The sequence below is a fragment of the Sphingobium sp. UBA5915 genome (assembly GCF_002431195.1).
Lineage (GTDB): Bacteria > Pseudomonadota > Alphaproteobacteria > Sphingomonadales > Sphingomonadaceae > Sphingobium > Sphingobium soli.
The window spans coordinates 11,717-14,375 of the sequence record NZ_DJDV01000013.1 but is presented as its reverse complement, the minus strand read 5'-3'; the positions used below and the strand labels follow the sequence as shown (position 1 = coordinate 14,375).

4 protein-coding genes are annotated in these 2,659 nt (G+C 62.6%); all 4 read right to left on the bottom strand.

Features of this window, described 5'->3' with window-relative positions; all coding sequences use genetic code 11:
* A partial coding sequence (locus tag B2V90_RS01870; protein WP_293919508.1) for a methylmalonyl-CoA mutase family protein occupies positions 1-559 on the bottom strand: 559 nt, incomplete at its 3' end.
* A 114-nt stretch (positions 560-673) separates the two neighbouring features.
* Positions 674-1,111: a methylmalonyl-CoA epimerase gene (gene mce / locus B2V90_RS01865; RefSeq protein ID WP_009821597.1), complete on the bottom strand. Its 438-nt coding sequence runs from the start codon at positions 1,109-1,111 to the stop codon at positions 674-676.
* Entirely contained in the window at positions 1,108-2,298 is a 1,191-nt protein-coding gene (locus tag B2V90_RS01860) for an acetyl-CoA C-acyltransferase family protein (RefSeq protein ID WP_228222814.1), read from the bottom strand. Before B2V90_RS01860 ends, mce begins: the two co-directional genes overlap by 4 nt.
* Before the next feature lie 29 nt (positions 2,299-2,327).
* On the bottom strand, positions 2,328-2,659 hold a 332-nt coding region (locus B2V90_RS01855), incomplete at its 5' end, for a carboxyl transferase domain-containing protein (RefSeq protein WP_293919504.1).

The following is a 2,659-nucleotide window of genomic DNA, read 5'->3' as shown; positions in this document are numbered from 1 at the left end:
CCTTGAGGATGTCGTTCTGGATGGTTCCGTCGAGCAAGGCGCGATCGACGCCCTGCTCTTCGCCCGCGACGATGAAGAACGCCAATATCGGGATCACAGCGCCGTTCATCGTCATACTGACCGACATCTTGTCGAGCGGAATGCCGTCGAACAGGATCTTCATATCCTCCACGCTGTCGATCGCCACGCCGGCCTTGCCGACGTCGCCCGTCACGCGGGGATGGTCGCTGTCATAGCCCCGGTGCGTCGCCAGGTCGAAGGCGACCGACAGCCCTTTCTGACCCGCAGCCAGGTTGCGGCGATAGAAGGCATTGGATTCTTCAGCGGTCGAAAAACCGGCATATTGGCGGATGGTCCAGGGTCGCCCGGCATACATGGACGCGCGCACGCCCCGCGTGAAAGGCGCGAAGCCGGGCAAACCGGGATCCACGCTGACATCGTCGGCCGTGTAAAGCGGCTTCACTGTGATCCCTTCCGGGGTCTCCCAGTTCAGGTCCTTGCCCTTCACCTCCTTGGCGGCAGCGGCGGCCCATTGATCCAGCGTCGGCTTCTCGGTCATGCAATTTCCGTCCCTGTCACCAACCTCCGTTCGGTTCGAGCTTGTCGAGAACCTTTCTCGACGGACGCTTCTCAACTGTGCTCGAAGCTGCTCGAAACGAACGGGTTTCAGTTTTCAATGCGCCTCTTTGGGCGTCTCCATAATCTCGGTCAGCACCCCGTTCATGTCCTTGGGGTGCACGAAAAAGATGGGCGTGCCATGTGCGCCGATGCGCGGTTCGCCCAGTATCTTCTTGCCCAGCCTTTCAAACCAGGCCTTCGCTTCCATGATGTCGGGCACTTCATAGCACATATGATGCTGCCCGCCGGCCGGGTTCTTGGCCAGAAACCCATGGATCGGGCTGGCCTCACCCAAAGGTTCGATCAGTTCGATCTGCGTGCCCGCGGTGCCATTTTCTCCCGGCGTATCGACGAAACAGACCTTGACGCCCTGCGCCGGCAAGTCGAACGGGTCATGCGCCAGTGTCGCCCCCATGACGTCGCGATAATAAGCGAGGCTCGCGTCCAGCGAAGGCGTCGCCACCCCGATATGGTTCAGCCGGCCCAGTTTCACGCCACCGCCTCAATCACCATGGCGATGCCCTGTCCGCCGCCGATGCACATGGTGATCAGCGCATGGCGGCCACCGATCCGTTTCAATTCATAGGCGGCCTTGATCGTCAGGATCGCGCCGGTCGCCCCGATCGGATGCCCCAGCGAAATGCCCGACCCATTGGGATTTGTCTTGGCCGGGTCGAAGCCCAGTTCCTTGGCAACGCCGCAGGCCTGCGCAGCGAAGGCCTCGTTGCTTTCAATCACGTCCATCTGGTCGAGCGTCAGGCCGGCGCGGGCAAGCGCGACCGGAACCGCTTTCACCGGGCCCACCCCCATCACGCTGGGTTCAACGCCGGCGTGGCCCCAGGCGATGATCCGGGCGAGCGGCTTCAGGCCCTTTTCCGCGACGGCCTTCCCGCTGGCCAGCACGACAGCGCCCGCACCGTCATTGATGCCCGATGCGTTGCCCGCCGTTACTGTGCCGTCTTTCTTGAACACGGGCCGAAGGCCGCCCATTCCCTCCAACGATGCGTCCGCGCGGACATGCTCGTCAGTGTCGAAGATGGTGACGCCCTTGCGCGTCTTGATTTCGACCGGAACGATCTGCTCCTTGAAATAGCCTGCCGCAATGGCGGCCGCGGCGCGCTTGTGGCTTTCCACCGCCACGGCATCCTGCTCCTCGCGGCTGATGCCGCAGCGTTCGGCGACATTTTCCGCCGTCACGCCCATATGGATATTCTCGAACGGATCGTGCAGCGCGCCAAGCATGGCGTCGACCATCTCGATATTGCCCATCTTCTGCCCATTGCGCGCAGACAGCACCATATGCGGGGCATTGGACATGGACTCGGCCCCGCCAGCTACAGCAACATCATGCTCGCCCAGCGCAATCGCCTGCGCCGCCGACACGATGGCCTGAAGCCCCGAACCACAAAGCCGATTGACGTTCATTGCCGGCGCATCGGTCGGTATGCCCGCGTTCACCGCCGCGACGCGGCTGACATAGGCGTCCTTGGGCTGGGTCGGAACCACCGTGCCGATGACGACATTCTGCACATCGGCCCCGGTAACGCCCGCCCGGTCGATCGCTTCCCTGATGACGATGGCGCCCAGTTCGGCTGGCCGGAAAGACGCCAGCGCCCCACCGAACGTTCCGATCGCCGTGCGCGCACCAGCGACGATGAAAATATCCTGTCCGTTGCTCATAAAATCCACTCCGCCGGTTACGATACCGCTTACAGCGGGATATTGTCGTGCTTCTTCCAGGGGTTTTCCAACTGCTTGTTCCGCAGCTTGCGCAGCCCCAACGCGATGCGCTTACGGGTCGAATGCGGCTGAATCACCTCGTCGATGAAGCCCTTGCTCGCCGCCACGAAGGGGTTGGCGAAGCGGTCTTCATATTCCTTCGTCCGCTCGGCAATCTCCTCGGGCGTCTTGCCGCGGAAGATGATCTCCACCGCGCCCTTGGCGCCCATCACCGCGATTTCCGCGGTCGGCCAGGCATAGTTGAGGTCGCCGCGCAGATGCTTGGAACTCATGACGTCATAGGCGCCGCCATAGGCCTTGC